This window comes from Nonomuraea composti, assembly GCF_012034275.1.
Taxonomy (GTDB): Bacteria; Actinomycetota; Actinomycetes; order Streptosporangiales; family Streptosporangiaceae; genus Nonomuraea; species Nonomuraea composti.
Genome location: NZ_JAATEP010000019.1, coordinates 94219 through 120343 on the forward strand (window position 1 = coordinate 94219; position 26125 = coordinate 120343).

Sequence of the window (26125 nt, forward strand, 5' to 3'; positions counted from 1 at the left end):
GTCAGCCTCCCAGCCGGCCCAGTTTCCTTGCGACATTCCTGTTCAGCTGCGCGCGCCACCGGTCGCGAAAGGTGCGGGCGCCTTCTCCGCCGGCCAGTGCCGCGCAGAAGCCCGCGATGTCGTCGCCCAGCACGTCGTGAATGCTCTGCCCGTCGGCGGCCGTTTCTTCGAGCAGCCCGAGAGCGCCGTCGAAAATGGGCATCAGGTTCCGGCCGGTGAAATCGCCGTACAGGAAAAGGTGGCTCTTGATCTGTTCCCAGGCCGCCCGGTGATCGGGCGGCAGGGCCGCGGCCCGCGCTTCGAAGGCTTTCCATTCGCGGGTGAGATCGCTGCCGGTGATGGTTTCCCAGAAGCTCATCTTCCGCCCTCCTTGAGCTTGTCGATCCGCGATGAGACGTACTCCCATTTCGCCCAGAAGGTCGCCAGCTCTTTGCGCCCCGCGTCGTTGAGCGCGTAGAACTTCCGGGGCGGGCCCTGCTCGGACGGTCGTTTCGTCACCTGGACGAGCTTGTTCTTCTCCAGCCGCAACAGGATGGTGTAAACCGTTCCTTCGACGACGCCGTGGAAGCCGAGTTCGTTCAGCCGGCGGGTGATGGCGTACCCGTAGGTTTCCTCGCGGCCGATGATCTGCAGCACGCAGCCCTCGAGCGTGCCTTTCAGCATCTCCGTCAGGTCGTCCATCGTGGTCCTTTTCGATCTCTCCAGTGGTACTCGGTAGCACCAAGTACCACTACACAGTACCACAGAGTAGCGCGCTCGTACCGGCGCAGAAGGCACGAAACTTCCGCGCTTCGCGACCGGTGATCGCTAGGCTGCGGCAATGGAACCCGGAACCGGTGTGCCCGAGCGCCCCGTCAACGTACAGCGCCCTGACTGGATCACGCCCGTCACCGAGCCTCTCGACCCGGCGGTCGCGGTGAACGACTACGACAGCTTCGCCGAGGAGTACGCGGCGGAGAACGAGAACAGCCTCCTCAACGCCTACATCGAGCGGCCGGCGATGCTGGACCTCGCCGGAGACGTGTCCGGCCGCCGGATCCTCGACGCCGGCTGCGGCTCGGGCGCCCTCACGGCCCGGCTGCGCGAGCGCGGCGCCATCGTCACCGGCATCGACGCCAGCGCCGGGATGCTGGCGGTGGCCCGGCGGCGGCTCGGCGACGACGCGGACCTGCGGGTGGCCGACCTGCGGGAGCCGCTGCCGTTCGGCGACGACGAGTTCGACGACGTCATCGCCTCCCTCGTGCTGCACTACCTGGAGGACTGGGGGCCTACGCTGGCCGAGCTGCGGCGCGTGATCAAGCCCGGCGGGCGGCTGATCGCGTCGGTCAACCACCCGTTCGTGGAGTGGCTGTCGGAGGATCCCCGGCCCGTCTATCGCGACACCACCAGCTACACCGATCTGTGGACGTTCGGCGGGAAGCAGTACCCGCTGACCTTCTGGCGGCGGCCGCTGCACGCGATGACCGGCGCCTTCACCGACGCGGGCTTCCGCCTCTCCGCCATCAGCGAGCCGAAGACCGCCCCGGACGCCCCGGAGCCGTTCGACGGCATCAGCTTCATGTGCTTCGTCGTCGAGGTGCCGCAGTCGGCCGCGTGACCGGCGGGCAACTGCCGACTGCGGCAGGAGATCGACGGCCGCCTTCAGCATCGTCGCCGACGCGGTGACCCCCGGAGTTCGCGCACTCCGGGGGTCACCGCCGGCCTCGCGGCACCCGCACGGCGTCAAGGCGTGGGCGCTCGGTCCGGCCACCGCCCGGCGCCTCTGGGCGGTCTCGGCCGGCCCGGTCGGAGCCGGCCGCCGGGGCGCGCGTCAGGGCTGGGCATCGAGCCAGTCCTGGAAGGTGGGCCCGGCCAGCTTGGCGTGCGGGCCGGGCAGGAAGGCGCCGGCGGCGGCGAGCTCGGCGTCCGGCATGCCGGCGCCGTCGACGCCGACGACCTTGATGCCGCGCCGGGCGCCGAGCAGCCGGGCCGCCTCGGCCATGATCTCCTGGCGGGGCCCGGCGATCTCGGGGATCGGCGTGCCGGGAGCGGGCTCCTCGGGGGCCAGGGCCAGGGCGATCAGCTCCTCGGCGACGGCGCGGCAGGCCACGAGCTGGGTGGGCAGGGCCGGGACGTAGGCGACGTCCCCCTGCTGCCAGTCGAGGAGCTGGCCGACGAACTCGTGGAACTGCGCCGCCCGCAGGACGCGGACCGGCAGCGGGCCGGGCAGCAGGACCTCCTCGTGCACCTTCTTGGCGGCGAGGAAGCCGGCGGTGGCCTTGTCGGCGCCGATGATGGACGCCATCGCGATCCGAGCGGCGTGGGCTTTCTGCCCGCATTCGTGCAGGTTGCGGGCGGAGGTGCGGAAGAACTCGGTGGCCGCGTCCTGGTCGGAGTCGTGCCAGGAGGCGACGTCGATGATGACGTCGGCGCCGGCGAGCGCTGCGGCCAGGCCCTCGCCGGTGATGACGTCCACACCGGTGGCGCGCGACATCGGCACGGCGCGGTGCCCCTGCTCGGTCAGGACGTCGACGACGTGGCGGCCCAGCCGCCCGGTCGCGCCCGCGACCGCGACGGTGTAAGTGGTGCTCATGGTGGTGGTGCCTTTCTCAGTCGGTGTAGTTCTGGCCGGGCGGCATGCCGGGGATGGGCTTGGCGATGAGCGCGGCGGGGGTGAAGAAGCCGATGTGGGCGATCGCCATGATGAGCGACCACATGGCCCGGTGGTCGTAGTGCGCCGCCGCTCTGGCGTACATCTCGTCGGGCACGCGCTCCCCGGAGGGGTTCGAGGTGAGGGCCGCCTCCACCAGCTCCAGCGCGGCGCGCTCGGCGGGGGTGAAGCAGGTGGCGTCGCGCCAGGTGGCCACGACGGTGATGCGCTCCTCCGGCTCCTCGATCCGGCGCAGCCTGCTCGACATCCTCGCGCCGGACGTCGTCGCCCTGAGCGACGGCGGCGGAGTCAGGCACGCCCTGCTGCGGCCCGTCGTGGGCATCGAGAACGTGGCGCGCCTGCTGGCCGTCGGCTGGTGGAAGCGCGACGCGGACAGGTCGGTCGAGCTGGTGCAGATCAACGGCGGCCCGGGCCTGCTCGTGCGGGTCGACGGCGAGATCGACGGCGTGGTGGCGGTACGCGTGGAGAACGGCTACGTCACCGGCGCCTACCACGTGCGCAACCCCGAGAAGCTGTCGCGGGTGGAGCGGGAGATCGCGGTGACGCGCCGCGCGTGACGAGCCGCGAGATGACCCAGGTCAGGCTCGCCCCCCTGCGAGGGTCAGCCGCCGGGGCCGGTCCGCTGGATGGGGGCGCCGTCGCCGTTCTCGGGCAGGTCGCCGCGCCGCACGAGGCTCGGCGGGGGCGCCGGGGTGCCGCCGTCGCCGACGGCCGGGCGGGCGCCTTCCGCCGCCCGCTTCAGCACCGCCCGGTCCACCTGGCCGACGGGGCAGACGAGCTTGACGTAGTGGTCCTTGCGGACGGCGACGTACGCCTGCCGGCCCTCGTGCACGGTGTACCAGCCTCCGCCGTCGTCACGCTCGCAGGTGCCCACGCACTCGTACGGCGTGCGGTCCACCCGCAGCTCCACCTGCTCGCCTCCGGGCCCGGTGTAGACGGCACCGAAGCCGTCCTCGCCGACCCCGCCCACGGACTGCTCGGCCAGCTCGAAGCCGGGCAGGTCGACGACGTACATCAGCTCGGGCGCCACCCCCTGCGTCCGCGCCCGGTCGATGACCTCCTGGCTGAGCGCCGCGCCGCTGCCGCAGCCGGCCACGACCAGGGCGGCGGCGACGAGCGTGGCAAGGGACCGCGACGCCAGGCCGGCCGGCTCGGGATCCTGGTACCCGGCCGGCGGCCTGCCGCCGCCGTGCTCCTTGCCGGTCATGAGATCGCCGCCAGGTCTCGGGCCGTGACAGGGCGGAAGGTGGGCAGCGCCGCCACCAGGTCGGCCTGGGTGACGCCGGAGCCGTTGAGCATGACCAGCGCGCCGCCCGTCCGGGCGAACAGGGTGACCCAGCCGGAGTCGGCGCCGGTGCGAACCCAGCGGTCCCCCGGAAGGGCGGTGCAGTGCAGGGCCGCACCCAGGTTCTCGGTGACGGCCAGGCAGGAGTCGCGCGGGCTGCCGGCCGAGGCGGGCCAGACCGTGACCTGGATCTCGGAGAATCCCCGGTCCGGCGTGGCGTCCCGCCAGTACTCCAGCCACGTGGACGGCCGCGGGCCGACGGCGTTGAGATCCACGTGGACCAGCCGGTAGCCTCCGATCCGGGGAGCGATCAGCGGCACGCCGGACGTCTCGAAGCCGCGGACCTCGAGCCAGGCCCGGATCTGCGGCTCGCGCTGCGCCGCGCACCAGGACACGAGGGGCACGACGGTGACCAGGGCCACCGCCCACCAGCGTACGGGCGAGGTGAGCGACCACACCGCCAGCGCGAAGCCGGCCACGCCCCCGGCCACGTAGACGGGGACGACCAGGACGGGCAGGCGGCCGATCAGCTCCGACTCCGGCACCGGCGCCAGCACCGCGAGGGCGCCGATGAGCAGCCAGGCCACCGCGCCGCCGGCGGGACCGGTCACGCCCCAGCGCGGCAGCCGGGCCAGCCGCGCAGCCAACGCGCCCAGGCTCATCGCCGCGAGGAGCGTGACCGCCGGCAGAGCGGGCCCGCCGCGCTCTTCCCCCTGGAGGTCCGCGCTGATGACGGCCGCGGGAAAGGCCGTGATCAGCCCAATGAGGGCGGTGCGCCACATCGGGATGACCTTCGTCGATAAATCGTGCATGTCCCTACATTGTCGCGGCCGGCCATGCCGGGACGAGCGCGAAACGACTCAATCCGGCAGTGAGTAGTTCAGCCGCAGTGGACGTTGTTGAGCTTGACGCTCGTCCAGGACGGCGAGATGCCCTCGACGTCGATGCACTGGCCGGGCGCCGAGACGTAGACCGGGCCGGCGTAGTACTTGTAGTTGCCGGCGTCGCTGTCCTCGCCGCTGCCGTCGCCGCGCGAGATCACCACGCCCTTCCAGCTCGTGGTGTTGGCGTAGGGGCCGTCGCCGTAGGTGATGGCGCAGTTCTTGCCGGTGCTGGAGCTGTAGTACACCTCCAGGATGCCCGTGCGGTAGCCGTACTTCTCGACGCCGATGCTGTAGACGCCGACCCGGCTGTAGCTGCTGCCGCAGGGCCCGGCCGCACTGGCCGGGGTGGCGACGGCCGCCAGCGTGGTGGTGGTGACCAGGACGGCGCCGGCCAGGAGGGTCGCCGGCTTGCGTGTGCGCACGTGGTTCCTTTCGCTTGCCTCGATGCTGTGATCATGAGTACCACCGGCTCACGATCGCCATCCGGCGCTTCCGATCAATGTGATAGTTCACACATGGTCAACAAAGCGGTCATACCGGCCAATCGGGCGAGCGGCCGAGGAGGGTGAGGACGTCCTCGAAAGGCGAGCCACCCGTGCTGGGCAGCGCGGGCCTGAACGCCGCACCGGGCCGCAGCCGCGCCTCCCCGTCCGGTACGGCCCGCGCCACCTGCAGAGCGGCCTCCTGCACCTCGGCCGAGAAGCGCACGTCGATGCCCAGGGGCTTGGCCAGGTCCCAGGAATGCACGACGTAGTCGACGAAGTGGAAGCTGATCGCCCGCGCGGCCGGGAACGACCCGCCGAGCTCGGGCAGCGGGACCAGCCGGTCCAGCGCCCCGTCGGCGGCGAAGGCCGACAGCACTCGCTCGGCCGCGGCCCGGTAGGCGGCGGCCGGGTCGTCGCCGAGCGGCCGCACCTCCCAGTGGGCGAGGTCGTCGTCACCCTGGAACGCCGCGGCGAAGCCGTGGTGCTGGGCCGTCATGTGTGCCAGCAGGTCGCGCACGGTCCATCCCGCGCAGGGCGTCGGCAGGGACAGGTCGGCCGGCTTGAGCGTGGCCGCCACGTCGAGGCTGGTACGGACGGCCTCGGCGTCCAGCGCGACGAGGTTCGAGTTAGTAAGCATCTGCACATAATCTACACACGCTTATCATTTGGCAAGCCGGTATTTTGGGACGGGTGACCGAGCGCCCCGACCTCGCCGAGATGCTGCGTCCCGTCGTGCAGTCCCTGATCGCCGCCGAGCTGCCCGTGCTGGCCGCGCACGACGTCTCGATGTGGGGATATGTCGTGCTCGGCGCGCTCGACAACGGCACCGTCCGCACGCAGGCGTCCCTCGCCGAGGCCGTCGGCGCCGACAAGACCCGCATCATCGACACGCTCGACAAGCTGCAGGCGGCCGGGCTGATCACCCGCGAGCCGGACCCGCGGGACCGTCGCGCGCGGATCCTCGCGATCACCGCCAAGGGCCGCACGGTGCGCAGGGCCATCAGAGACCGGATCCAGGCCAACGAGAACCGGCTGCTCGAACGCCTGCCTCCGGCCGATCGCGAAGGTTTCCTCAACGCGGCGCGGGCGCTTCACCGGCTGCCGCGCGAGGAGTTCATGGGATGACGTCACCAGCCTTGACGGCGGCGGCGGTCAGGGCGTGGCGTGCCGCGACTCCGGTTCGCGGGCGGCGCGGCGGCGCTGCCGGTCGGCCGGGGCCGGGGTGCTGTGGAAGTGCAGGCCCAGCACCGATCCCAGGTCGGTCTGCTCCAGGGTGACCTGGTCGCACAGGTGCTGGATGATCCACAGCCCGAACCCGCGGCTGCCGGTCGGATCGACGTGCGCCGCCTTCAGGTGCTCGGGCGTCAGCCGGCCGCCGACGTCGGAGATCTCCACGGTGATGCCGTGCTCGTGGGCGCGGGCGGTGACCACGCCCGCCCTGCCGCCGTGGTCGAGCACGTTGGTGACCGCTTCGTTGACCGCCACGACCAGGTCCTCGAGCCGCTCGCCCGCCAGCCCGTGGTGGCGGCCGTGCAGCTCTACCAGGTCGCGGATGTAGCCCAGGTCGGGGCTGATGGGGCAGCGCAGCTCGAACTCCGCACTCATGATGACCGTGCCCGCGCGGGTCGGGGACAGAAGGTTGGGGGCGCGGGCTTCCTCTGACCGGCTTTCCGGCTGGGCGATCGTTAAACGGCACAGCCGGGCGAGCCCCGTGCGCCGGCCGCGGTCCGGGGCGGCTCCACCTCTGAGAAACCGCAGGCAGGACAGGCAGCGGCCGCGCGCGAAAGCGGGGCGGTGGCATAGATCCCGCCGGAGCGGGCAGCAAGAGTGGCTGACCCTCGTCAGCGAGTTGCGCCGGGCGCATCGGACCGACCTGGGATGGGTGGGTCGTCGGCGCCGGGCAGGAAGGCGGAAACGGCGGCCACATTGTTCGTCGGCTTTGTGCCTCGATGGACATCGAGGCACATCGAGGCACATCGACCCACCTCGGCGTACATCGACGCCGTTTCACCGGCCCGGGCGTCCCCCGCCCCGGCGCGTCTTCGCACCGCAGTGCCGCGCGGCGCCGCAGCGGCCTCCTCCGGCCCGTACCCGGCACGGGTCGTGAGCGCTGACCGATTGTTCCCGAGCACGTGGGAGGACCGATGACGGCCGAGACCGGCGCCGGCCATGTCTCCATCCGCCCCGTCGTGGACCCGCACGGCCTGAGCATCAGTGGTGAGCTGGACCGCGACGCCGCGCCCCTGCTGGCCCGCGCCCTGGCGTGGGCGGTGCGGAGCGGCACCGGCGACATCCATCTCGACCTCGGCGGGGTGACCTTCATCGACGTCGCCGCGGTGCGGCTGATCGCCCGTACCGCCGCCGAGCTGCCCACGCCGCGCAGGCTGATCGCCGACCCGCTGACGCGGCCGGCGAGCAGGCTGCTGCACCTGCTGGGCTGGCGGCTCGGCCAGGACAGGAACCTGTACGTGCCGCTCAACGGTGACGACCCGCCCTGCCTCGACCTGTACGGCGGCCGGCCGATCACCCCGCACGACCCGGCCCGGTGAGCGCGGGGCGCCCGCAGCGCGGCGAAGCCGTCATCATCGCGTAAGAATTGTCCCCGCCTCCGATCTTTAGGCTCACTCCATGCTTCTCACAGCCCGAGTGACAGCCGCCGTCGCCGCTTCGGCCGTGCTCCTGACCGCCTGCGGCACCGCGCCGGCGCGACCGTCCGCCACCACGGCGGGCGGCCAGGCGCCGGCGTCGGCCGTTCCGTCGGCGTCGCGGTTCACCGCCAAGACCCTGGACGGCCAGGAGTTCACCAGCGAGACCCTGAAGGGCAGGCCGGTGGTGTGGTGGTTCTGGGCGCCGTGGTGCCCCAAGTGCCGGTCCGAGGCTCCGCACGTCAAGGCGGCCGCCGCGGCCTACCGCGACGTGACCTTCGTCGGGGTGGCGAGCCTCGACAGTGAGGCGGCGATGAAGGAGTTCGTCCAGCAGACCGGCACCGGGGGCATCACCCACCTGTCCGACGAGAAGGGCGCGGTGTGGGCCGCGTTCGGTGTCGCCTCGCAGTCCACGTTCCTGTTCATGAGACCGGACGGCACCACCACCAAGGCCACCGGCCCCCTGGACGGCGAGGAACTGACCGCACACGTCGAGAAGCTGCGCACGGGATGACCGACCCGGCGATGAACGCCCTGCCCGCAAGCGCCCTGCCCGCAAGCGCCCTGCCCGTAAGCGCCCTGCCGGTGAACGCCCTCCCGCTGGACGACCTGCCGCTCGCGCTGGCCGTGACGGCGGGGAGCGTGGCCGCGTTCAACCCGTGCGGGTTCGCCCTGCTGCCCGCCTACCTGAGCATGCTCCTGGCCGGCGACCGCGGCGGCGTGCCGCGGTCGCTGGCCTTCTCGGCCGCGATGACCGCGGGCTTCGTCACCGTCTTCGGCCTGTTCGGCCTGGTCGTCACGCCGCTGGCGCTGTCACTGGGGCGTTACCTGCCGTGGGTGACGATCGTCATCGGCGTGGCGTTGCTGGTGCTGGGCGGCCGGCTGCTGGCCGGCCGCGAGGTGCTGCTGCGCGTGCCCGCCCTGCGCACGGGCACCCTGTCCGGGTACGGCTACGGCCTGTCGTACGCGGTCGCGTCGCTGTCGTGCACCGTCGGCCCGTTCCTCGCCATCACCTCCGCCTCCCTGACCAGCGGCGGCCTCCTGGGCGGCCTGGCGGTCTTCGTCGCGTACGCGCTGGGCATGGGCATGGTGATCACCCTGCTCTCGCTGGCGGTCGCGCTCGCGCGCGGCGCCGCCGTGCTGCGGATGCGCCGCGTGATGCCGTACGTGCCGCGCGTCAGCGGTGTGCTGCTCGTCCTCGCCGGCCTCTACGTCGCCTATTACGGCTGGTACGAGCTGCGCGTCTTCGCCGGAGCCGCCGCCGACGACCCGGTCATCGGCGCGGCGACCAGGCTGCAGGGCGTGCTCACCGGCTGGCTGGAGCTGCTCGGCCCGGCCGGGATCGCCGTCGCGCTCGCCGCGGTGCTGCTCCTGGCGGTCGGTACGCGCCGCGCGTTCCGCCGCCCCCGCGAGCCGCGCACGCCCGCCGGCGAATCCTGAGGCGGCTCTCGTGGGTCATCGGCCCGGTGTTCACCCCGCCTGCGTGCCGGCGGGGCTCTGGCAGGAAGTGGACCGCAGACCTGTGCAGCTCCGCTCCCCCGCGATCAGCAGCACGATGCCGATCATGAGCACGGCGCAGGTCAGCATCACCAGCATGCACCAGACGTGCAGCAGCGACCGGCCCCCGGCCGTGACGGGAAGCGGCTCCGTCTCTCCGGACGGCACGAAGTCCTCATCGTGCGGCGAGCCGGAGAGCATGACGTCCTCATCGTGCGGCGAGCCGGAGAGCATGACGTCCTCATCGTGCGGCGAGCCGGAGAGCATGACGTCCTCATCGTGCGGCGAGCCGGGGAGTATGGCGTCCTCGTCGTGCGGTGCTCCGGAGAGGATGGCGTCGAGCTCGGGCTCCTCCCGGATCAGGCGGCGTTCCAGCTCCGCCAGCGCCCGGCGCTCCGCCCGCGAAAGCCCCACGTCCCAGCCTCCCTCTCGCCCGCTGCTCACCCACCCCGGCGCGGCCACCCGCTGCGGCCCCCGGCTCGCCCGTCCCCACGGTCGTCGCAGCTCGGCAGGCGTCCATTCCACCCAGATCGGACCGGCGGGCCAAGAAACGCATGCACACTGCAACAAAGCTGTGATGCGGATCGCCGGCCCTTCCGCCCGCACCACCATGCACACTGCAAATCTTGCACAGGGCCATGAACATCCCGGGCCCGATGCCCCATGGCTGAGGGCGCCGTCCAGCGGGCTCCCCTGCCCGATACCCGAACCGTGTAGAACTGGTCGAATGAAAGACCGTTCCCCCGGCCGGATGGACACCGAGGATCTCCGAGCCGTCATCTCGGCTGTCCTCACGGGGTCGCGGCTGCTGGTCTCCATCGCGGCCCGCTCCCTGGCCGCCGTACAGGACCGGGTGACGCTCCCCCAGTTCCGCATGCTGGTCGTGCTGTCCGTACAAGGTGAGACGAACCTGGTCACCATGGCCGACGCGCTGGCCGTGAACAGCTCCACGGCGTCGCGCATGGCCGACCGGCTGGCGACGGCCGGGCTGATCGTGCGCGAGACCAACCCGCACAACCGCCGCGAGACGCTCATGCGCCTCACCCTGGAGGGCCGGCGCCTGGTGGACGACGTCATGACGCGCCGCAGCGAGGAGATCGCCGCCATCGTCTCCCGGATGACGCCGCTGGAGTCGCAGGCGCTGATCGCGGCGATGACCGCGTTCAACAAGGCGGGCGGCGAGCCACCGGCGAACCTGCGCTATCCCCTCGGCTGGCCCGACCGCTGAGCCTGACCCCTGAGCCGGTCACGGCACCACAGGTCAACCGGCGGGCCACCTTTCCGGCGCGCTGTTCCGGGGTTCCGTCGGCGAGCAACCATCCGGGTGGCCGGAGGTGAGGGGCTGAAGCAGTCTCGCGCCGCCGTTTGACGCCAAGACGGCTTGCGGTGGCGTCACCATGGCGTCACTATGGCGTCATGGACCTTGCGCCGTATGTGGATCGTCTCCGTCGCGAGCTGGCGATCGCGGCCGGAGCCGGCGGTGAGGAAGCCCGGGCCCTGGCCGAGCGGCTGGCCGCGACGCTCGATTCGGCCACCCGGCTCGCGCTGCTCGAAGCCCTGTCCGCCGCCGCGGACGAGATCACGCACGACCTGACGCCCGGATCGGTCGAGGTGCGCCTGCGGGGCCGCGATCCCGATTTCGTGGTGACGCCACCGCCGGCCGCGCCGCCGCCTCCGCACGAGGAGAGGCCGGCGCCGCCGCCTCCCGAGGCGGAGGAGGGGGGCACGGCCCGGATCTCGCTGCGCGTTCCGGAGCAGCTCAAGCCCCGCATCGAGGAGGCGGCGGCGCGGGACGGGCTGTCGGTCAACGCCTGGCTGGTCCGGGCCGTCGCCGCCGCGCTCGATCCCGGCGCCGCGAACGAGCGTTCCGGGCGGCGGCCCGCGCGGCAGTCGGGCAACCGCTACAGCGGCTGGGTGCGCTGATGACCACGACAACCCACGACGGGGGGATCGGTATGCCGACCTTCGACACCTCTGAGCCCATCACCGCCGTGCTCGACACGGCGACCGCCACCATCCGGATCGACGCGAGCGACCGCACCGACACGGTCGTCGAGGTGCGTCCGAGTGACCGCCACAACGACGCCGACGTGGAGGCGGCCCGGCACACCCGGGTCGAGTTCCACGACGGCAGGCTCGTGGTGCGCACCGAGAGGGAGTACTCCGGCCCGGGCGCCGACTGGGGGCTGTCGCTGGGCAAGCTCGTCGAGTCGCCCGCGGACTGGGCGCGCTCGCTGCTGCTCGGGCCCGGCTCGATCGAGGTGACGGTCGAGCTGCCGGCCGGCTCCCGGCTCGACGTCAAGACGGCGGGGAGCGTCGTGTGCCGGGGGCCGCTCGGCGAGGTGTCAATGTCCACCTCCTACGGCGACCTCCAGGTCGAGCAGGCCGGGCGGCTCCGGCTGAAGAGCACCTACGGCGAGGTCAGCGTGACCCGCGCCCATGGGCCGGCCGACATCACCGCGACGCACGGCGGCATCGACGTCGGGCTGATCGAGGGCGCCGCCGCGGTCAGCAGCGCGCACGGCCACGTGCACGTCCGGGAGGTGACCGGGGAGCTGCGGCTCAACAGCGCCCACGGCGACATCACCATCGACCGGGCGCTGGCCGGCGTCACCGCCAAGACCGCGTACGCCGACGTGCGCATCGGCGAGGCGGCCGGCGGCGCGATCGTCATGGAGACCACCGGCGGCGGCCTCGACCTGGGCATCCGGCGGGGCACCGCCGCCTGGCTGGACGTCAGCTCCAAGTACGGCACCGTCGACGTCTCCCTCGACCCGAGCGACGTCCCCGGCGAGGCGGACCCGGTCGTCGAGGTGCGCGCCCACACCCACTACGGCGACATCGCCGTCCACCGCTCCTGAGGAGGAGACCGTGACCGACGTGATCGTGGCCGAGGGCCTGGTGAAGAGGTACGGCGACGTCGCCGCCCTCGACGGGATGGACCTGGCCGTGCCCGAGGGCACCGTGTTCGGGCTGCTCGGCCCGAACGGCGCCGGCAAGACCACCACCGTGCGGATCCTGACGACGTTACTGAAGCCGGACGCCGGGCGCGCCGAGGTGGCCGGGCTCGACGTCGTTCGCGACGCCGCCCGGCTGCGGGCCCGTATCGGCGCGTCCGGCCAGTACGCCGCCGTCGACGACCACCTGACCGGCGCCGAGAACCTGGAGATGGTCGGCCGCCTCTACCACCTGGGCGCCAGGCGGGCCCGGCAGCGCGCCCGCGAGCTGCTGGAGCGCTTCGACCTCACCGGCGCCGCCGACCGCCCGGTGCAGGGCTGGTCGGGCGGCATGCGGCGGCGGCTCGACCTGGCGGGCGCGCTGGTCGCCGACCCTCCGGTGCTGTTCCTCGACGAGCCGACGACGGGCCTGGACCCGCGGGCCAGGGCGAGCCTGTGGGAGGTCATCGGCGAGCTGGTCCGCGGCGGCACCACGGTCCTGCTCACCACCCAGTACATGGAGGAGGCCGACCGGCTCGCCCACCGCATCGCCGTGGTGGACCACGGCCGGGTGATCGCGCTCGGCACCGCCGACCAGCTCAAGGACCAGGTCGGCGGCGACCGCGTCGAGCTGTCGGTGACGAGCGAGGCGGACCTGCGCGCCGCCGCGCGCACGCTGGCGCCGCTGGCGGCCGGCGACCCGCACGTGGACGCCGCCGCGCTGCGGCTGACGATCCCGGTCGCCGGCGGCGCGGGCGCGCTGACCAGCGCGCTCGGGCACCTGGCCGCCGAGCGGATCACGGTACGCGACGCCGGCCTGCGCCGGCCGACCCTGGACGACGTCTTCCTGACCCTCACGGGGCACGAGGCGGCCGGCGAGAAGGTGAAGGAGAGCGCCCGATGAACGGCCTGCGGATCGCCGTCGCCGACGGCATGACGATCACCAAGCGCAACGCGTTGAAGATCCGGCGCGCCCCCGACCTGCTGGGCGGCGTGGTCATGCTGCCGGTCGTGTTCGTGCTGCTGTTCACGTACGTCTTCGGCAGCATGATCGAGCTGCCCGGCCTGTCGTACGGCGAGTACCTGCTGCCCGGGATCTTCGTCATGGCGATCGTCACCAGCGCGCAGATCACCGGCTACACCCTGACGCTGGACCTGCGGAAGGGCATCTTCGACCGCTTCCGCACGCTGCCGATGTCCCCTTCGGCCGTGCTGACCGGCCAGACCGCCGCCGACCTGATCATGAACGTGACCAGCATCGCGACCATGGCGGTCGTCGGGCTGCTGGTGGGCTGGCGGGTGCACAGCTCGCCGGCGGAGGCCGCGCTCGGGTTCCTGATGCTGCTGCTGTTCGCGTACGCCTTCTCGTGGGTGACGGCGACGGTCGCGCTGGCCCTGCGCACGCCGGAGGTGTTCAACAACGTGGCGACGCTCCTGTCGTTCCCGGTGATCTTCCTGTCGAACGCGTTCGTGGACAGCGCGCGCCTGCCCGGCCCGCTGCGGGTGATCGCGGAGTGGAACCCGGTCTCCACGCTCGTGCAGGCGGCCCGCGAGCTGTTCGGCAACACGAGCGCGGCCATGCCGGCGCCGGACGCCTGGCCGCTGCGGCACGCGGTGCCGGTGTCGCTGCTGTGGCCGGTCGTGCTCCTGGCCGTGTTCGCGCCGCTGGCCACGCGGCTCTACAAGAGAGCGGTCAGCCGGTGAGCCGGGTCTCCGACCTCGACCGCGATCGGGCGGTGACGCTGGTCCAGCAGGCGTACGCGGTGGGCCGGCTCGACCAGGCGGAGCTGGAGGTGCGGCTCGAACGGGCGCTCACCGCCGTTTCTCCCGGCGACCTGGCGCCGGTCGTCGCCGACCTGCCCGGCGACGAGCCGGTCCGGCTGGAGACGGTCGGCGGGCGGGTCACGCGGACGGGCGACTGGCAGGTGCCGCAGCGGCTGCGCATCGAGTCCGAGTACGGCAGCGTGCGGCTCGACCTGTCCCGGGCGCACGTCCCGTACGGGCAGGTCGACATCGAGCTGCGGCTCGCGTACGGCCGGGCTCTGATCATCCTCCCTGCGGGGGCGACCGCGAACGCCGACGGGGTGCGCAGCGAGTGGGGGCGCGTGATCTGCCGGGCGGCGGGCAACCCCCGGCACGGCGGGCTGCACGTGCGGGTCACCGGCGAGCTGCCCTACGGCCGGCTGGTCATCCGCACCAGACGATGATCAGAATACTCAGAACGCTTAGAACCGGAAGCGGACGATGCGGGACGAGCGTTTCATGCCCGGCAGCAGGTTCAGGAGCCGGTACATGCGGCGGGTGCCCGCCGGCGCCTTGGCCATGAGGAGCGGCGAGTCGAACATGGGGGCCTCGCCGACGTAGCGCAGCCGCGGGTGCCACGCGGCCAGCGCGGCCGGGTCGTCGAAGCCGCAGTGGAAGCGGGTGCCGTACCTGCGCAGGGTGGGGTCCCACTTCGAGACGCGCCACGCCCAGACCGGCACCGTGTCGAGCTGGATCTGGCCGCTGGGGAAGGCGTCGGAGACGCTGGTCAGCAGGCGCCGGACATCCGGCTCGGTCAGGTACGGCACCAGCCCTTCGGCGATCATCAGCGCCGGCCGGTCGCGGGGGACGCGCTCCAGCCAGGCCAGGTCGGTGACGCTGGAGCCGATCATGGTGTAGTGGTCGCGCGGGGGCAGGAAGCGCCGCCGCAGCTCGATGACGGCGGGGTAGTCGAGGTCGTACCAGTCGACGGTGGCGGGCGGGTCGAGCCGGTGCACGCGGGCGTCGAGGCCGCAGCCCAGGTGCAGCACCACGGCGTCAGGGTGCTCGGCCAGGAACTCGCGGGCCCAGTCGTCGTGGGCCTTGCTGCGGACCACGGCGGCCAGGCCGAGCTGGCTGGTGCCGAATCTGCGCGTGTCGTAGCCGGGGTCGAGGCGGCGCATCACCTGCTCGGCGTAGGTGTCGCCGAGGATGGGGTCCGGCAGCCGGTTGTCCAGGGCCTTGGCCCTGAGGACGGGGCTGAGCGTCTTCTGCGCTCCGACGAGTTCGGTGTCCACCCCTCCGACACTACTCTCATTTCACGAAATTCGTGAAGTTCTTGAATGAGATAAACTGCAGGCTCCACGACGACGAGGAGGGAGTCCGCGGTGACGCGAGCGGACGAGGGCGCCATCGCGGGATACCGGGAGCGGTTCGCGCAGATCATGGTGGAGGCCGGGATGCCCCGGATGGCCGCGCGCGTGTACGCCGCGCTGCTGGTCACCGACTCCGGCCAGCTGTCGGCCGCCGAGCTGGCCGAGCAGCTCGAAGTGGGCGCGTCGGCGATCTCGGGCGCGGTCAAGTACCTCGTGCAGGTCCGGCTGGTCGAGCGCGGCCGCGAGCCCGGCACCCGGCACGACTACTGCCGCATCCACGAGCACACCTGGAGCCACTTCATCAGCCAGTCCGACCCGATGCTGGTCCGGGTGCAGGACGGCGCCGGCGAGGGCACCGCGATCCTGGGCCCTGACACCCCGGCCGGGCAGCGGCTGGAGGAGACCCGGCGGTTCTTCGCGTTCATGCGCGAGGAGATCAGGCAGTCGATGGCGAAGTGGTCACGCCTCCAGGCGGCCGGGCGCGAAGCGCGCTGAAGCGGGCGGGCACCCCGGGTCAGGGCAGGTGGGCGAGCAGCGGCTTGGTCAGGTGCCCGGGAGTGCGCAGCGGCAGCGCTGCCTGCCCGCGCTGCCGCCGGAGCTGCGGTGCCGGCGCGACGACATGGCGCGCACGCTGCTGGTCCACACCTGCGCCCGCCGCGAGCACACGCTGCCCGCCGACCCCGACACGGCCAGGGCGGCGTGGTCGGAGACGGCCGCCGAGCTGTTCGCCGCCCCGTCCGGTCGGTCCCGCGCCGATGACCCGCCGCGCCGCTCCCCGGGCGCGGCCATGACTCAGCGGCTCCCGAACCGGAAGGGCATCCATGGGGCACTCCTCGACGCCGCCCGCGCGTCTCACGGCCGCGGAGCTGGGCTTCGACCCGGACGAGCTGCGCGCGGCCGGCGTGGAGGGCATCCGGACGCTGGACGAGGCCGGCGACTTCGGCGGCACCTGGTACTGGAACCGCTACCCGGGCATCCACTGCGACTTCGAGTCGTCGATCTACCTGCCGCTGTTCGAAGAGGTCGGCTACCTGCCCACGATGCGGTACGCGCCGGGCGAGGAGATCCGCCGCCACGCCGTCGCGATCGGCTACACCGGCGGCTCGGCCGACGGCGGCCTGCACAAGCTCGCCGGCAAGCGCGTCGGGATCGTCGGCACCGGCGCCACCGGCATCCAGGTCATCCCGCACCTGGGCCGCGACGCCCGGCACCTGTACGTCTTCCATCGCACCCCCTCGACGGTCGACGTCCGCGACAACCGCCCCACCGACCCGGACTGGGCCGCCTCGCTCAAGCCGGGCTGGCAGCGGGAGCGGATGGACACCTTCCTCACCGTCGTCACCGGCGGCCACGCCGAGCAGGACCTCATCGACGACGGCTGGACCAGCACCGCCAGCCTGCAGCGCAACCTGATGACCGGCACCGTCGACACCTCCCTGCCGCCCGAGGAACGCGCCCACCTCGACGAGATCGCCTGCGTGGGCACGCGGGTGTTCGTCAACGAGATGATCCCGGGCGGCCGCGCGAGCCGGCCGGGCGGAGCGGCGTCGCCTCTTGATCGATCGGCGACGGCGGCCGACCATCGAGGCAGAGCTCCCGACCCCCCGGAGGAACCCCTGATGATCCGCCGCCTCCTGTTCGCCACCGTCCTCGCCCTGGCCGCTGTCACCACCGTCGCCACGGGCCCCGCACAGGCGCGGGCCTGCAAGTACAACTACACGTGCGTCACCGTCTTCTACAGCGACTCCACCCACACGACCGTCGTCGGCGAGAAGTACGAGGACTGCGTCGGCGAGGTGGACATGTGGGGCGTCCGCAGCGGCTACATCGAGTTCTACGAGAGCCCCTGCTGACCCTGACACGAACGCTCGGGGCGCCGGCCGGGGCGGTGGAGGCTTGACCCCCGCCGCCGACCGGCGCCCGTGAAGCTCCCGGCGGACGGACTCTTTCTCCCTCTTTGGGCCTTGTGTAATGCGCGCTGTCAACTTATGCTGCGCCGCAAGTTAAGAAAGTTTCCTAACGGCCATCCCCGGGAGAATCGGAGTCGTTCGTGAGGCGAAGTTCTTTGGCGAGCATCCTGACGATCGTGGCCGCGCTGGCGCTGGCGCTGCCGCCGGCCGGCGCGGCCGCCGCCGCGGACCCCTTGGTGTCGCAGGGCAAGGCCGTGACCGCCTCCTCCGTCGAGGCCGCCGGCCTGGAGCCGGGCAAGGCGGTGGACGGCAGCACGGCCACGCGGTGGGCCAGCGCCGAAGGCGTGGACCCGCAGTGGATCCGGGTGGACCTCGGCTCCGCCCACACCCTGTCGCGGGTGCGGCTGACCTGGGAGGCCGCCTACGCGACCGCGTACCGGGTGCAGACCTCCCCCGACGGCTCCGCCTGGACCGACGTCTACTCCACCACCACGGGCGACGGCGGCGTCGACGACCTGACGATCAGCGGCAGCGGCCGGTACGTGCGCGTCCACGGCACACAGCGCGGCACCCCCTACGGCTACTCGCTGTGGGAGCTGGAGGTCTACGGCGCTCCGACAGGCAGCGGCGGCGGCACGCCGGTGCAGGCCAACGGGCAGCTGCGCGTCTGCGGTCTCAAGCTGTGCAACGAGAACGGCAAGCAGATCCAGCTGCGCGGCATGAGCAGCCACGGCATCCAGTGGTACTACCAGTGCCTCAACACCGCCTCGCTCGACGCGCTGGCGAACGACTGGAAGGCCGACGTCCTGCGCATCTCGATGTACATCCAGGAGGACGGCTACGAGACGAACCCGCGGCTGTTCACCGACCGGGTGCACTCGCTGATCGAGATGGCCACCGCCCGCGGCATGTACGCGATCGTGGACTGGCACATGCTCACCCCGGGCGACCCCATGGACAACCTCGACCGCGCCAAGACGTTCTTCACCGAGATCGCCCAGCGGCACAACGGCAAGAAGAACGTCCTGTACGAGATCGCGAACGAGCCGAACGGCGACGCCGTCACCTGGTCCCGCATCCGCGACTACGCCCACCAGCTCATCCCGGTGATCCGCCAGTACGACCCGGACGCGCCCGTCCTGGTCGGCACCCGCGCCTGGTCGTCGCTCGGCGTGTCGGGCGGCGGCGACGAGAGCGAGATCGTGAACAACCCGGTCAACGCCGCCAACATCATGTACACGTTCCACTTCTACGCGGGCTCGCACGGCACCGAATACCTGAACACGCTGTCCAGGGCCGCCGACCGGCTGCCGATCTTCGTGACCGAGTTCGGCACGCAGAGCGCGTCCGGCGACGGGGCGAACAACTTCACGAGGTCGCAGCAGTATCTCGACCTGATGGCGCAGAAGAAGATCAGCTGGGTGAACTGGAACTTCTCCGACGACTTCCGCACGGGCGCCGTCTTCAAGACCGGGACCTGCCCGAACGGCTCGTTCGCCGGGACGGCCAACCTCAAGGAGGCCGGCGTGTGGGTCCGCGACCGGATCCGCACCGCCGACGACTTCTAGGAGCGGTCAGGGCACCGGGGAGAGGGCGGCGGCGTGCCAGGTCTCCTGGCGCAGCAGGTCGAGCAGGGCCGTCTCCGCCGGGCCCGCCCCGGCCCTGACCACCGCGATCACGGGCTGGGACACAGCGGGGGACACCGGCCGGACCAGGTGCTCGTAGCCGTGCGGCACCGCCGAGGCCGGGACGAGCGTGACCCCCAGCCCGTGGGCGGCCCACCGCACCGCCGTCGCCGTCTGCGACACGCGGGCGGCGGTGGCCGGGGTCAGGTCGTTGTCCCGCAGCACGGCCAGCAGCACGCCGTCGAGCGCGCTGTCGCGGTCGAACCTGATCCACGGCTCGCCCTCCAGCTCGCCCAGCTCGATCCGGTCCGCCGCGAGCAGCCGGTGCCCGTCGCCCAGCACCACGACGAACTCCTCGCCGCCGAGCCGGTGGGCGTTGGCGGGAGCGCGCTCGCACGCCGCCATCAGCGCGAGGTCCAGCACGCCCTTGCGGCACAGCCGGTCGAGCTCGGCGGAGCTGGGCTCCTCGAAGACGGTGACCTCCAGCCGGGGGAAGCGGCGGCGCAACGCGCCGAGCGCGCCGGGCAGCTGCCGGGTGCCGAAGCCCATCTGGGCCGCGACGACCAGCTCGCCCTCCAGCTCGCCGGCGCCGGCCCGCGCCGTCGCCCGCGCCCGCCTGGACGCGCGCACCGCGATCTCGGCCTCCCGCAGGAACGCGCGGCCGACGGCGGTGGGCACCAGGCCGGTCGGGGTGCGCTCGAACAGCTGGACGCCGAGGTCTCGCTCCAGGCCGCGGATCTGCTGGGACACCGACGGCTGGGCGACGTGCAGCAGCTCCGCCGCCGCGGTCACCGAGCCCTGCTCGGCCACGGCCAGGGCGTACTCGAACTGGCGAAGGCTCATCGGCTCGCGTTCCCTCCCCGCGGTGTAACGGCCGTCATAGTGTAAGCACCAATGTTCGGGCGCTGATCAGGGGTGCCGAACAATCGCGGCGCCACCCCGTACCGGCGAGTGCGGCGCCGGCCGCGCCGCCGCTCGACGGGGGCGCGGCCTGGTACCCGCGCGTCATCCGGCTGCAGCATGCCGACGCCGCCCACAACGGCCGCGTCCTCGCCGCCACGAACACGGGCGCCGGCGGCACCATCCACGAGAGCACCGGCGACGGGCGGACCTTCCGCAAGATCAGTCAGATCCCGGCCGCGCTCGCGCCGGGCGAGTTCTCGTGCTGCGCGGCCCTGTACGAGTTCCCGCGCGAGCTCGGCGCCAGCCCGGCCGGCACGCTCATCTGGGCCACCTCGATCAACACCGTGGGCGGCGGCGAGAGCGAGCCGGATCCGAACGCGCGGATCGTCGCCTGGACGAGCGCCGACCACGGCTACACCTGGACGCCGCTCCCGGCGCCGATCGTGACCGGCTCCACCGGGCACGGCCTGTGGGAGCCGGAGTTCTCCGAGGTGCCGGGGCAGCTCGTCATGCACTTCTCGGACAAGACCCAGCAGCCCGCCCACGGCCAGACGCTGGCGCGCGTGCGGTCCGCCGACGGCGGCCGCACCTGGAGCGCCAAGGTGAACACGGTCGCCTCGGACGTACCGGCGGACAGCCCCGGCATGCCCGTGGTCCGGCCCCTGCCCGACGGCCGGTACGTCATGGTGTACGAGTACTGCGAGCCGGCCCCGGTGGCCGGCGGGCACGGCTGCCGCGTCCACCTGCGTACCTCTGCTGACGGCTGGGACTGGGGCGACCCGCGCGACCCCGGCACGATCATCCGCACCGCGGACGGCAAGCACCTCGCGCACGCGCCCACCGTGGCGTGGGCGCCGGACGGCGGCCCGCAGGGGCGCCTCCTGGTGGTGGGCAAGCTGGTGCGCACCGGCGGCGACACCGGCCAGGCCGGCGTCCTGCCGGAGAGCGGCCGGACCGTGCTCGTCAACACCGCGAACGGCGCGGGCGCCTGGTACGAGATCGACGCCCCCGTCCGGGTCGGCATCGACCTCACGCCGCCCGACCCCGGCCTGTACCAGCCCTGCCAGAACTACAGCTCGCCGCTGCTGCCGTCCGTGGACGGGAGCCGGGTGCTGGAGATCGCCACCGACGTCGCCGACGGGACGTGCAAGGCGTACGTCGCCACCGGCCCCTCCTCCGGTACGGGCGACGCCGCCGGCGTGGCGGACGCGGCCGTCTACCGGGCCGTCAACCTCGGCAGCCGCCGGTGCCTGGACGTCAGCGAGGGGGCCGTCGCGAACGGCACCCGCATCCAGCAGTGGACCTGCGGCGGCGCGCTGGCCCAGCGGTGGCGGGCCGAGCGGCGGGCCGCGGGCGTGTTCTCCTTCGTCAACCCCAAGTCCGGCACGTGCCTGGACGTGCCCAACGGCAACATCTCCGTGGACCCGGGCGACAAGGTGCACCTGTGGACGTGCAACGGGACCGGCGCGCAGGACTGGCTGCCGGTCGCGGTGGGCAGGTCCGCGTATCTCGTGAAGCCGCGCAACAACCAGGCGCTGTGCCTGGACGTCGCGGACGGCTCCACGGCGGACGGCGCCGAGGCGCGGGTCACCCCGTGCGCGAACGCCGCCTCGCAGATCTGGCACCTCGGCGCGGCGGGATGACGTCAGCGGTCGTGATGCAGGTGAGCGCGGCGGGATGACGTCCGGGATCGTGATCAGGTGAGCGCGGCGGCCAGGGCGCGCCACTCCTGGCGGGGGAAGGCGTCGCCGTTCGCGGTGAGCACCTGCACGCACACGTGGTCGGCGCCCGCGGCACGGTGCTCGTCCAGCCGTCGGCCGATCGCCTCCTCGTCGCCCCAGGCGATCACGTCGTCGAACAGGCGGTCGCTCACCGACGCCAGGTCGTCGGGGGTGTAGCCGAGCCGCAGCAGGTTGTTGGCGTAGTTCGGCAGCTCCAGGTAGCCGCGCAGCCAGCCGTCGCCGATCGCGCGCGCCTCGTCCCTGCCCGAGCACAGGATCACGGTCTGCTCCGGGAGCAGCAGCGGGCCTTCGCCCAGCACCTGCCGGGCCCGCCGGGTGTGCTCGGGGGTGCCGAGGTAGGGGTGCGCGCCGCGCGCCCGCTTCGCGGCGAGGTCCAGCATCTTCGGGCCGAGCGCGGCCAGCACCCGGCTGTCCTCCGGGACGGGCGGGCCGGCCTGGTCGAGCTGGTCGAGGAAGGCCGTCATCGCCGCCAGCGGCCGGCGGTAGCGGCCCGGCTCCTCCCGGTCGACGGCCACCGCGTGGCTGACGCCGATGCCCATCAGGAAGCGGCGGTCGTAGGCGGCGGACAGGGACGCGAAGGAGGCGGCGACGTAGGCGGGGTCGTGCATCCAGAGGTTGAGGATGCCGGTGGCGACGACGATGCGGCGGGTGGCGGTCAGCAGGTGGGTGACCGCCTCGAAGACCGGGCCTCCCCCGTCGGGGAACCACAGCGCGCTGTATCCCAGCTCCTCGAGCTCCGCCGCCGCGTCCGCGGCCTCGCCCGGGTCGCCGAACCGCAGGAGGTGGCTCCACACGCCCACACCGGAGAGATTCATGACAGGGATCACATCGCTTCGCGTTCCCCGGAGTCAAGGCCCCGCGCCCCGGCCGGGCGACGGTCCGCCCGGCCGGGGCGCAGGGGGTCGTGGGAGCTGTCAGCGCGAAAGGGCGTAGGAGTCGAGGCTGCCGCTGCGGAGCCGGTCGGCCACCGACTCGACGATCTCGCCGACCCGGATCGCCGTGTTGGACAGCAGGGTCGAGGTGAGGCCGTGGGTGTGCTCGCTGGCGCCCTGCACGTAGATGCCGCAGCGCAGCTCCGGCGCGGTGACCACCCGGTAGTCGCGGTCCAGCCGCACGCCGCCGCCGGGCAGCCGCTCGCAGAGCCGGCCCGCCTCGCCGAGCAGGTTGAGCGGGTCGGCGGGCCGGTAGCCGGTGGCGTAGACGATGACGTCGGCCTCCAGCAGGGTGCGCTCGCCGGTGGGCAGGAACTCCACGGTGACGCGCACGCCGCTCCCGTCCCGCTCGACGCCGGTGAGCCGGGAGGCGTTGAGGATGCGCAGGCGCTCCTTGCCCTGCACCTTCTCCTGGTAGTGGCGGCGGTACAGCTCGTCGATCAGGTCGAGGTCCACCACGGAGTAGTTCGTGGAGGCGTGGTAGGCGCGCAGCCGCGCCTTCACCTCGTCGGGGGCGGTGTAGAAGTGGTCGACGGCCACGGCGTCGAAGATGCGGTTGGCGAAGGAGCTGTCGTCGGCCGGGGTGTAGCCGTACTTGCTGAAGACCGCGCACACCTCGGCCTGGGGGAAGGCGCCGTGCAGGTGCTCGGTCACCTCGGCGGCGCTCTGCCCGGCGCCGACGACCACGATCCTGCGCGGCTCGGGCAGTGACGGCAGCTTGTCGAGCAGGTCCTCGCTGTGCCAGACGCGCTCGTCGCTCACGACGCCCTCGGGCAGGACCGGTTCGAGGCCGGTGGCCAGGACGAGGTTGCGGGTGCGGCGGGTGACGAGCGTGCCGTCGGCCTGCCGGACGACCACGTCGAGCGCCTCGATCGCCCCGCCGGCCCCGTCGGCCTGGGCCGGGGTGACGGCGACGACCTCGGAGCCGTACTCCACCCGCTCGGACAGGCGGGCGGCGGCCCATTCGAGATAGTCGTGGAATTCCATGCGGGAGGGGAACATCGTCTTGTGGTTGATGAAGTCGAGCAGCCGTCCCTTGTCCTGGAGGTAGCACAGGAAGCTGAACGGGCTCGTGGGGTTCCGCATGGTGACCAGGTCCTTCAGAAAGGACACCTGCATGGTCGTGCCTTCCAGCAACATGCCACGGTGCCAGCCGAAGGCGGGCTGCTTCTCGAGGAAGACGGCGTCGAGCAGGTCGCCCGTCCGCTCCTGGCGCTCCTGCAACGCGATCGCCAGGGCGAGGTTGGACGGCCCGAAACCGATGCCTACGAGGTCGTGGACGTGCTGCTCCGCTGAGGACATGGATGCCTTTCCGCCGGGTTGTAACGGGGGTGGAGTCATGGCATAAATTAGGTTAGCCTTGCCTAATTAAGGCGAGCCTAACTTAATCTGATGCCCTCGACAAGGAGGCACCATGCGGGTCGTGATGTTCGGCTACCAGACCTGGGGCCATCGCACGCTCCAGGCACTGCTGGACTCGGCACACGAAGTCGTCCTGGTGGTCACCCACCCCAAGAGCGATCACGCCTACGAGCGGATCTGGAGCGACTCGGTGGCCGAGCTGGCCGAGGCACACGACGTCCCGGTGCTGCTGCGCAACCGGCCGGACGACGAGGAGCTCATGGTCCGCCTCAAGGAGGCCGAGCCGGACCTCATCGTCGCCAACAACTGGCGGACCTGGATCCCGCCGGAGATCTTCAACCTGCCCAGGCACGGCACCCTCAACGTGCACGACTCGCTGCTGCCCGCCTACGCCGGCTTCTCGCCCCTGATCTGGGCGCTGATCAACGGCGAGAAGGAGGTGGGGGTGACCGCGCACATGATGTCCGACGAACTGGACGCGGGGGACATCGTGGTGCAGCGGGCCGTGCCCGTCGGCCCCCAGGACACCGCGACCGACCTGTTCCACCGCACGGTCGACCTGATCGCGCCGATCGTCACCGAGGCGCTCGACCTCATCGACTCCGGGCGGACCGACTGGACCCCGCAGGACCGGTCGAAGGCCAGCTTCTTCCACAAGCGCTCGATCGAGGACAGCAACATCGACTGGAGCTGGCCGGCCGAGGACATCGAGCGGCTGGTCCGCGCCCAGTCCGACCCGTACCCCAACGCCTTCACCCACTACCGGGGCGAGCGCGTGCGCGTGCTCAAAGCCTCCGTGTCCCAAGGCATTTACGGGGGCACGCCCGGGCGGATCTTCATCAGGGAGGGCGACGGCGTGGTGATCGTGGCGGGCGCCGAGGCCCGCCGCGGCCGCAGTCACGGGCTGGTGATCGAGCGCGTGCGGACGGAGGACGGCACCGACCTGCCCGCCACCGAGCTGTTCAGGACCATGGGGGGCTACCTCACCCGCCGGCCGTGAGCGCGCGGCGGCCCGGCGGCGCGGCCGGGCCACCGCCGTCGGCGAGCGCCCAGGCGACGTCGCGGAGCAGGGCGTGCCGCCACCCGGCCCGGTCGTGTCCCGACGGGGAGCGCGAGACCCGCACCGTGGCGCCGGCCCGCTCCGTCAGCGTCTCGACGATCTCGCAGTGCGGCAGCATGCGCCGCTCGTGCTCCCCGACGTCGAACGCGACGCGCAGCCCGGACAGGTCGGGACGCTCCTCCCGCAGGCGCGCGGCGACGGCGCCCCCGGCCGGACCGCCCAGGGGGTCGGCCAGGTCGGGCGGGCCGGGCGCCCACCAGAACGACCCCGACTGGCAGGCCACCCTGGACACCAGCTCGGGGAACTCCAGCGCCGCGTACAGGGCGCTGAGCCCGCCGAGGCTCTGCCCGGCCACCACCATCCGGTCCCGGCCGGCGGGCACGCCGCTCTGCTCGACCAGCGGCAGCAGCTCGTCCCCGATCGCCTCCCACAGGGCGGGCGCGCAGGCGAGCTCGGCCTGCCGGTCGCCCGCGGGCACGAAGACGAGCGTGACGGGCGGCAGGTCGCCCTGGGCGACGGCCGAGTCGAACGCGGTCATGGCCGGATGCAGGTACAGCCAGTCGTCGCCGTCGAGCAGCAGGACGATCGGCCCGCCGCCGCCCGCCGGGTGCACGCGCACGGTGCGCCGGCCGCCGAGCCGCGCGCTGGTCCAGCGCAGGCGGGTGCGCGGCAGCGGCAGCACGTCGTCGGCGCCGACGGCGGGCCAGTGCGGCTGGGCGGGGGCGTCGGGGGTCGCGGCGATGGACCGCTCGCCGCCCGCGCCCACCGGGTTGAGCGGGTCGCCGTGCGCTCCGTCGGCGTCGAGGAGCTGGTACGTCACCCGCAGCCGCGCGGGCATGGGCACCTCGGCGTACCAGCAGTCCGTGCCGCCCCATCGGCGCAGCGGCACGGGCTCCGACCAGCTCTCGAACGCGACGGTGGCCGCGCAGCCGCGCCGCAGGAACAGGGCGGTCCAGCCACCATCGGCCCGGGGCGCGAACGCGGGCGTGGCCGCCGCGGCCCAGAACGCGTCGCTGCCCGGCTGCCCGGGTAATCCGTATCCGGCGAAGGTGTCGCCCATGTGCCTGCCCGTCCGTCCTGCCGTCGATCGGAA

Annotated in this window: 33 protein-coding genes; 17 read left to right on the forward strand and 16 right to left on the reverse strand. The window is 72.6% G+C overall.

Translation table 11 applies throughout. The annotated features are described in order from the left end of the window. Window position 1: 1 nt before the first annotated feature. Both HCN51_RS26120 and HCN51_RS26125 read right to left on the reverse strand, forming a co-directional pair. On the reverse strand, window positions 2–358 hold the full coding sequence (locus HCN51_RS26120) for a DUF1048 domain-containing protein (protein WP_168012517.1): 357 nt from the start codon (window positions 356–358) through the stop codon (window positions 2–4). After that, window positions 355–681: a PadR family transcriptional regulator gene (locus tag HCN51_RS26125; RefSeq protein WP_080038093.1), complete on the reverse strand. Its 327-nt coding sequence runs from the start codon at window positions 679–681 to the stop codon at window positions 355–357. Before HCN51_RS26125 ends, HCN51_RS26120 begins: the two co-directional genes overlap by 4 nt. Before the next feature lie 139 nt (window positions 682–820). On the opposite strand from HCN51_RS26125, the gene HCN51_RS26130 reads away from it, so the two are divergent. Continuing rightward, window positions 821–1597 carry a class I SAM-dependent methyltransferase gene (locus HCN51_RS26130; protein ID WP_168012519.1) on the forward strand — a complete coding sequence of 259 codons (777 nt, stop codon included), beginning with the start codon at window positions 821–823 and terminating at the stop codon, window positions 1595–1597. A gap of 213 nt (window positions 1598–1810) precedes the next feature. Here the strand turns inward: HCN51_RS26130 and HCN51_RS26135 are convergent, their stop codons facing one another. Both HCN51_RS26135 and HCN51_RS26140 read right to left on the reverse strand, forming a co-directional pair. After that, window positions 1811–2572: an SDR family oxidoreductase gene (locus tag HCN51_RS26135; protein WP_168012521.1), complete on the reverse strand. Its 762-nt coding sequence runs from the start codon at window positions 2570–2572 to the stop codon at window positions 1811–1813. A gap of 16 nt (window positions 2573–2588) precedes the next feature. After that, window positions 2589–2846 (reverse strand): carboxymuconolactone decarboxylase family protein, encoded by a 258-nt coding sequence (locus HCN51_RS26140; protein WP_206067815.1) that lies wholly within the window; start codon window positions 2844–2846, stop codon window positions 2589–2591. Here HCN51_RS26140 and HCN51_RS26145 point away from each other — a divergent pair. After that, window positions 2839–3207, forward strand: coding sequence for a sigma-70 family RNA polymerase sigma factor family protein (locus tag HCN51_RS26145; protein WP_206067818.1), 369 nt, complete (start codon window positions 2839–2841; stop codon window positions 3205–3207). The two genes, HCN51_RS26140 and HCN51_RS26145, sit on opposite strands and share 8 nt — an antisense overlap. A gap of 44 nt (window positions 3208–3251) precedes the next feature. Here the strand turns inward: HCN51_RS26145 and HCN51_RS26150 are convergent, their stop codons facing one another. From HCN51_RS26150 to HCN51_RS26165, 4 genes are all read right to left on the reverse strand, one after another. Further along, entirely contained in the window at window positions 3252–3857 is a 606-nt protein-coding gene (locus tag HCN51_RS26150) for a hypothetical protein (RefSeq protein ID WP_168012523.1), read from the reverse strand. Further along, window positions 3854–4747 carry a hypothetical protein gene (locus HCN51_RS26155; protein ID WP_168012525.1) on the reverse strand — a complete coding sequence of 298 codons (894 nt, stop codon included), beginning with the start codon at window positions 4745–4747 and terminating at the stop codon, window positions 3854–3856. Before HCN51_RS26155 ends, HCN51_RS26150 begins: the two co-directional genes overlap by 4 nt. A gap of 68 nt (window positions 4748–4815) precedes the next feature. Then, complete coding sequence (locus HCN51_RS26160; RefSeq protein ID WP_168012527.1) at window positions 4816–5241, reverse strand: serine/threonine protein kinase; 426 nt, start codon at window positions 5239–5241, stop codon at window positions 4816–4818. 109 nt (window positions 5242–5350) lie between these two features. After that, window positions 5351–5941 (reverse strand): TIGR03086 family metal-binding protein, encoded by a 591-nt coding sequence (locus HCN51_RS26165; RefSeq protein ID WP_168012529.1) that lies wholly within the window; start codon window positions 5939–5941, stop codon window positions 5351–5353. A 53-nt stretch (window positions 5942–5994) separates the two neighbouring features. On the opposite strand from HCN51_RS26165, the gene HCN51_RS26170 reads away from it, so the two are divergent. Further along, window positions 5995–6429 carry a MarR family winged helix-turn-helix transcriptional regulator gene (locus HCN51_RS26170; RefSeq protein ID WP_346433802.1) on the forward strand — a complete coding sequence of 145 codons (435 nt, stop codon included), beginning with the start codon at window positions 5995–5997 and terminating at the stop codon, window positions 6427–6429. A gap of 27 nt (window positions 6430–6456) precedes the next feature. Here the strand turns inward: HCN51_RS26170 and HCN51_RS26175 are convergent, their stop codons facing one another. Then, entirely contained in the window at window positions 6457–6909 is a 453-nt protein-coding gene (locus tag HCN51_RS26175) for an ATP-binding protein (protein WP_168012531.1), read from the reverse strand. 539 nt (window positions 6910–7448) lie between these two features. On the opposite strand from HCN51_RS26175, the gene HCN51_RS26180 reads away from it, so the two are divergent. The 3 genes from HCN51_RS26180 to HCN51_RS26190 all read left to right on the forward strand — a co-directional run bounded on the left by HCN51_RS26180 (window position 7449) and on the right by HCN51_RS26190 (window position 9389). Next, complete coding sequence (locus tag HCN51_RS26180) at window positions 7449–7853, forward strand: STAS domain-containing protein (RefSeq protein WP_168012533.1); 405 nt, start codon at window positions 7449–7451, stop codon at window positions 7851–7853. Between the two features lie 79 nt (window positions 7854–7932). After that, the gene (locus HCN51_RS26185; protein WP_168012535.1) at window positions 7933–8463 is read left to right on the forward strand and encodes a TlpA family protein disulfide reductase; all 531 of its coding nucleotides are present in this window, start codon (window positions 7933–7935) and stop codon (window positions 8461–8463) included. Beyond that, the gene (locus HCN51_RS26190; protein WP_240973257.1) at window positions 8460–9389 is read left to right on the forward strand and encodes a cytochrome c biogenesis CcdA family protein; all 930 of its coding nucleotides are present in this window, start codon (window positions 8460–8462) and stop codon (window positions 9387–9389) included. Before HCN51_RS26185 ends, HCN51_RS26190 begins: the two co-directional genes overlap by 4 nt. Before the next feature lie 30 nt (window positions 9390–9419). Here HCN51_RS26190 and HCN51_RS26195 read toward each other — a convergent pair whose 3' ends face one another. Beyond that, window positions 9420–9860: a DUF3040 domain-containing protein gene (locus HCN51_RS26195; protein ID WP_168012537.1), complete on the reverse strand. Its 441-nt coding sequence runs from the start codon at window positions 9858–9860 to the stop codon at window positions 9420–9422. Window positions 9861–10173: 313 nt separating this feature from the next. On the opposite strand from HCN51_RS26195, the gene HCN51_RS26200 reads away from it, so the two are divergent. The 6 genes from HCN51_RS26200 (at window position 10174) to HCN51_RS26225 (ending at window position 14589) form a co-directional block, all read left to right on the forward strand. Then, complete coding sequence (locus tag HCN51_RS26200) at window positions 10174–10674, forward strand: MarR family winged helix-turn-helix transcriptional regulator (protein WP_206067820.1); 501 nt, start codon at window positions 10174–10176, stop codon at window positions 10672–10674. A 188-nt stretch (window positions 10675–10862) separates the two neighbouring features. Beyond that, window positions 10863–11369 (forward strand): toxin-antitoxin system HicB family antitoxin, encoded by a 507-nt coding sequence (locus tag HCN51_RS26205; RefSeq protein WP_168012539.1) that lies wholly within the window; start codon window positions 10863–10865, stop codon window positions 11367–11369. Beyond that, the gene (locus HCN51_RS26210) at window positions 11369–12307 is read left to right on the forward strand and encodes a DUF4097 family beta strand repeat-containing protein (RefSeq protein WP_168012541.1); all 939 of its coding nucleotides are present in this window, start codon (window positions 11369–11371) and stop codon (window positions 12305–12307) included. Before HCN51_RS26205 ends, HCN51_RS26210 begins: the two co-directional genes overlap by 1 nt. Before the next feature lie 10 nt (window positions 12308–12317). After that, window positions 12318–13286 (forward strand): ATP-binding cassette domain-containing protein, encoded by a 969-nt coding sequence (locus tag HCN51_RS26215; protein WP_168012550.1) that lies wholly within the window; start codon window positions 12318–12320, stop codon window positions 13284–13286. Beyond that, a complete protein-coding gene (locus HCN51_RS26220) occupies window positions 13283–14086 on the forward strand; it encodes an ABC transporter permease (protein WP_168012552.1) in 804 nt (267 codons plus the stop codon). Before HCN51_RS26215 ends, HCN51_RS26220 begins: the two co-directional genes overlap by 4 nt. Continuing rightward, the gene (locus tag HCN51_RS26225) at window positions 14083–14589 is read left to right on the forward strand and encodes a DUF1707 SHOCT-like domain-containing protein (protein WP_346433803.1); all 507 of its coding nucleotides are present in this window, start codon (window positions 14083–14085) and stop codon (window positions 14587–14589) included. The genes HCN51_RS26220 and HCN51_RS26225 overlap by 4 nt, the downstream gene beginning before the upstream one ends. Window positions 14590–14607: 18 nt before the next feature. Here HCN51_RS26225 and HCN51_RS26230 read toward each other — a convergent pair whose 3' ends face one another. Continuing rightward, window positions 14608–15420, reverse strand: a complete 813-nt coding sequence (locus HCN51_RS26230; RefSeq protein WP_168012556.1) for a class I SAM-dependent methyltransferase — start codon at window positions 15418–15420, stop codon at window positions 14608–14610. Between the two features lie 90 nt (window positions 15421–15510). Here HCN51_RS26230 and HCN51_RS26235 point away from each other — a divergent pair, with 90 nt between their 5' ends. Beyond that, on the forward strand, window positions 15511–15993 hold the full coding sequence (locus tag HCN51_RS26235) for a MarR family transcriptional regulator (RefSeq protein WP_168012558.1): 483 nt from the start codon (window positions 15511–15513) through the stop codon (window positions 15991–15993). Between the two features lie 48 nt (window positions 15994–16041). Here HCN51_RS26235 and HCN51_RS26240 read toward each other — a convergent pair whose 3' ends face one another. Then, on the reverse strand, window positions 16042–16287 hold the full coding sequence (locus tag HCN51_RS26240) for a hypothetical protein (protein WP_168012560.1): 246 nt from the start codon (window positions 16285–16287) through the stop codon (window positions 16042–16044). Window positions 16288–16319: 32 nt separating this feature from the next. Between HCN51_RS26240 and HCN51_RS63055 the strand changes: the two genes are divergently transcribed. Together HCN51_RS63055 and HCN51_RS26255 are read left to right on the forward strand one after the other, a co-directional pair. After that, window positions 16320–17351: a DUF6289 family protein gene (locus HCN51_RS63055; RefSeq protein ID WP_428981550.1), complete on the forward strand. Its 1032-nt coding sequence runs from the start codon at window positions 16320–16322 to the stop codon at window positions 17349–17351. Between the two features lie 212 nt (window positions 17352–17563). Then, window positions 17564–18976, forward strand: coding sequence for a cellulase family glycosylhydrolase (locus tag HCN51_RS26255; protein WP_168012562.1), 1413 nt, complete (start codon window positions 17564–17566; stop codon window positions 18974–18976). 6 nt (window positions 18977–18982) lie between these two features. Here HCN51_RS26255 and HCN51_RS26260 read toward each other — a convergent pair whose 3' ends face one another. Then, the gene (locus HCN51_RS26260; protein ID WP_168012564.1) at window positions 18983–19876 is read right to left on the reverse strand and encodes a LysR family transcriptional regulator; all 894 of its coding nucleotides are present in this window, start codon (window positions 19874–19876) and stop codon (window positions 18983–18985) included. Window positions 19877–20280: 404 nt separating this feature from the next. Between HCN51_RS26260 and HCN51_RS58205 the strand changes: the two genes are divergently transcribed. Then, entirely contained in the window at window positions 20281–21579 is a 1299-nt protein-coding gene (locus HCN51_RS58205; RefSeq protein WP_206067823.1) for an RICIN domain-containing protein, read from the forward strand. Between the two features lie 53 nt (window positions 21580–21632). Here HCN51_RS58205 and HCN51_RS26270 read toward each other — a convergent pair whose 3' ends face one another. Next, window positions 21633–22493, reverse strand: a complete 861-nt coding sequence (locus HCN51_RS26270) for an LLM class F420-dependent oxidoreductase (protein ID WP_168012566.1) — start codon at window positions 22491–22493, stop codon at window positions 21633–21635. A gap of 99 nt (window positions 22494–22592) precedes the next feature. Further along, complete coding sequence (locus tag HCN51_RS26275; protein WP_168012568.1) at window positions 22593–23912, reverse strand: lysine N(6)-hydroxylase/L-ornithine N(5)-oxygenase family protein; 1320 nt, start codon at window positions 23910–23912, stop codon at window positions 22593–22595. A 112-nt stretch (window positions 23913–24024) separates the two neighbouring features. Here HCN51_RS26275 and HCN51_RS26280 point away from each other — a divergent pair, with 112 nt between their 5' ends. Next, window positions 24025–24972, forward strand: a complete 948-nt coding sequence (locus HCN51_RS26280) for a methionyl-tRNA formyltransferase (RefSeq protein ID WP_168012570.1) — start codon at window positions 24025–24027, stop codon at window positions 24970–24972. Here HCN51_RS26280 and HCN51_RS26285 read toward each other — a convergent pair. After that, window positions 24956–26092: an alpha/beta hydrolase-fold protein gene (locus HCN51_RS26285; protein ID WP_168012572.1), complete on the reverse strand. Its 1137-nt coding sequence runs from the start codon at window positions 26090–26092 to the stop codon at window positions 24956–24958. The genes HCN51_RS26280 and HCN51_RS26285 overlap by 17 nt on opposite strands. Window positions 26093–26125 lie beyond the last annotated feature (33 nt).

Coding starts and splice junctions, on each gene's coding strand:
- HCN51_RS26120 (WP_168012517.1), bottom strand. CDS start 358: ATGAGCTTCTGGGAAACCATCACCGGCAGCGATCTCACCCGCGAATGG.
- HCN51_RS26125 (WP_080038093.1), bottom strand. CDS start 681: ATGGACGACCTGACGGAGATGCTGAAAGGCACGCTCGAGGGCTGCGTG.
- HCN51_RS26130 (WP_168012519.1), top strand. CDS start 821: ATGGAACCCGGAACCGGTGTGCCCGAGCGCCCCGTCAACGTACAGCGC.
- HCN51_RS26135 (WP_168012521.1), bottom strand. CDS start 2,572: ATGAGCACCACTTACACCGTCGCGGTCGCGGGCGCGACCGGGCGGCTG.
- HCN51_RS26150 (WP_168012523.1), bottom strand. CDS start 3,857: ATGACCGGCAAGGAGCACGGCGGCGGCAGGCCGCCGGCCGGGTACCAG.
- HCN51_RS26155 (WP_168012525.1), bottom strand. CDS start 4,747: ATGCACGATTTATCGACGAAGGTCATCCCGATGTGGCGCACCGCCCTC.
- HCN51_RS26165 (WP_168012529.1), bottom strand. CDS start 5,941: ATGCTTACTAACTCGAACCTCGTCGCGCTGGACGCCGAGGCCGTCCGT.
- HCN51_RS26175 (WP_168012531.1), bottom strand. CDS start 6,909: ATGAGTGCGGAGTTCGAGCTGCGCTGCCCCATCAGCCCCGACCTGGGC.
- HCN51_RS26180 (WP_168012533.1), top strand. CDS start 7,449: ATGACGGCCGAGACCGGCGCCGGCCATGTCTCCATCCGCCCCGTCGTG.
- HCN51_RS26185 (WP_168012535.1), top strand. CDS start 7,933: ATGCTTCTCACAGCCCGAGTGACAGCCGCCGTCGCCGCTTCGGCCGTG.
- HCN51_RS26190 (WP_240973257.1), top strand. CDS start 8,460: ATGACCGACCCGGCGATGAACGCCCTGCCCGCAAGCGCCCTGCCCGCA.
- HCN51_RS26200 (WP_206067820.1), top strand. CDS start 10,174: ATGAAAGACCGTTCCCCCGGCCGGATGGACACCGAGGATCTCCGAGCC.
- HCN51_RS26205 (WP_168012539.1), top strand. CDS start 10,863: ATGGACCTTGCGCCGTATGTGGATCGTCTCCGTCGCGAGCTGGCGATC.
- HCN51_RS26210 (WP_168012541.1), top strand. CDS start 11,369: ATGACCACGACAACCCACGACGGGGGGATCGGTATGCCGACCTTCGAC.
- HCN51_RS26220 (WP_168012552.1), top strand. CDS start 13,283: ATGAACGGCCTGCGGATCGCCGTCGCCGACGGCATGACGATCACCAAG.
- HCN51_RS26240 (WP_168012560.1), bottom strand. CDS start 16,287: ATGGCCGCGCCCGGGGAGCGGCGCGGCGGGTCATCGGCGCGGGACCGA.
- HCN51_RS63055 (WP_428981550.1), top strand. CDS start 16,320: ATGGGGCACTCCTCGACGCCGCCCGCGCGTCTCACGGCCGCGGAGCTG.
- HCN51_RS26260 (WP_168012564.1), bottom strand. CDS start 19,876: ATGAGCCTTCGCCAGTTCGAGTACGCCCTGGCCGTGGCCGAGCAGGGC.
- HCN51_RS26270 (WP_168012566.1), bottom strand. CDS start 22,493: ATGAATCTCTCCGGTGTGGGCGTGTGGAGCCACCTCCTGCGGTTCGGC.
- HCN51_RS26275 (WP_168012568.1), bottom strand. CDS start 23,912: ATGTCCTCAGCGGAGCAGCACGTCCACGACCTCGTAGGCATCGGTTTC.
- HCN51_RS26280 (WP_168012570.1), top strand. CDS start 24,025: ATGCGGGTCGTGATGTTCGGCTACCAGACCTGGGGCCATCGCACGCTC.
- HCN51_RS26285 (WP_168012572.1), bottom strand. CDS start 26,092: ATGGGCGACACCTTCGCCGGATACGGATTACCCGGGCAGCCGGGCAGC.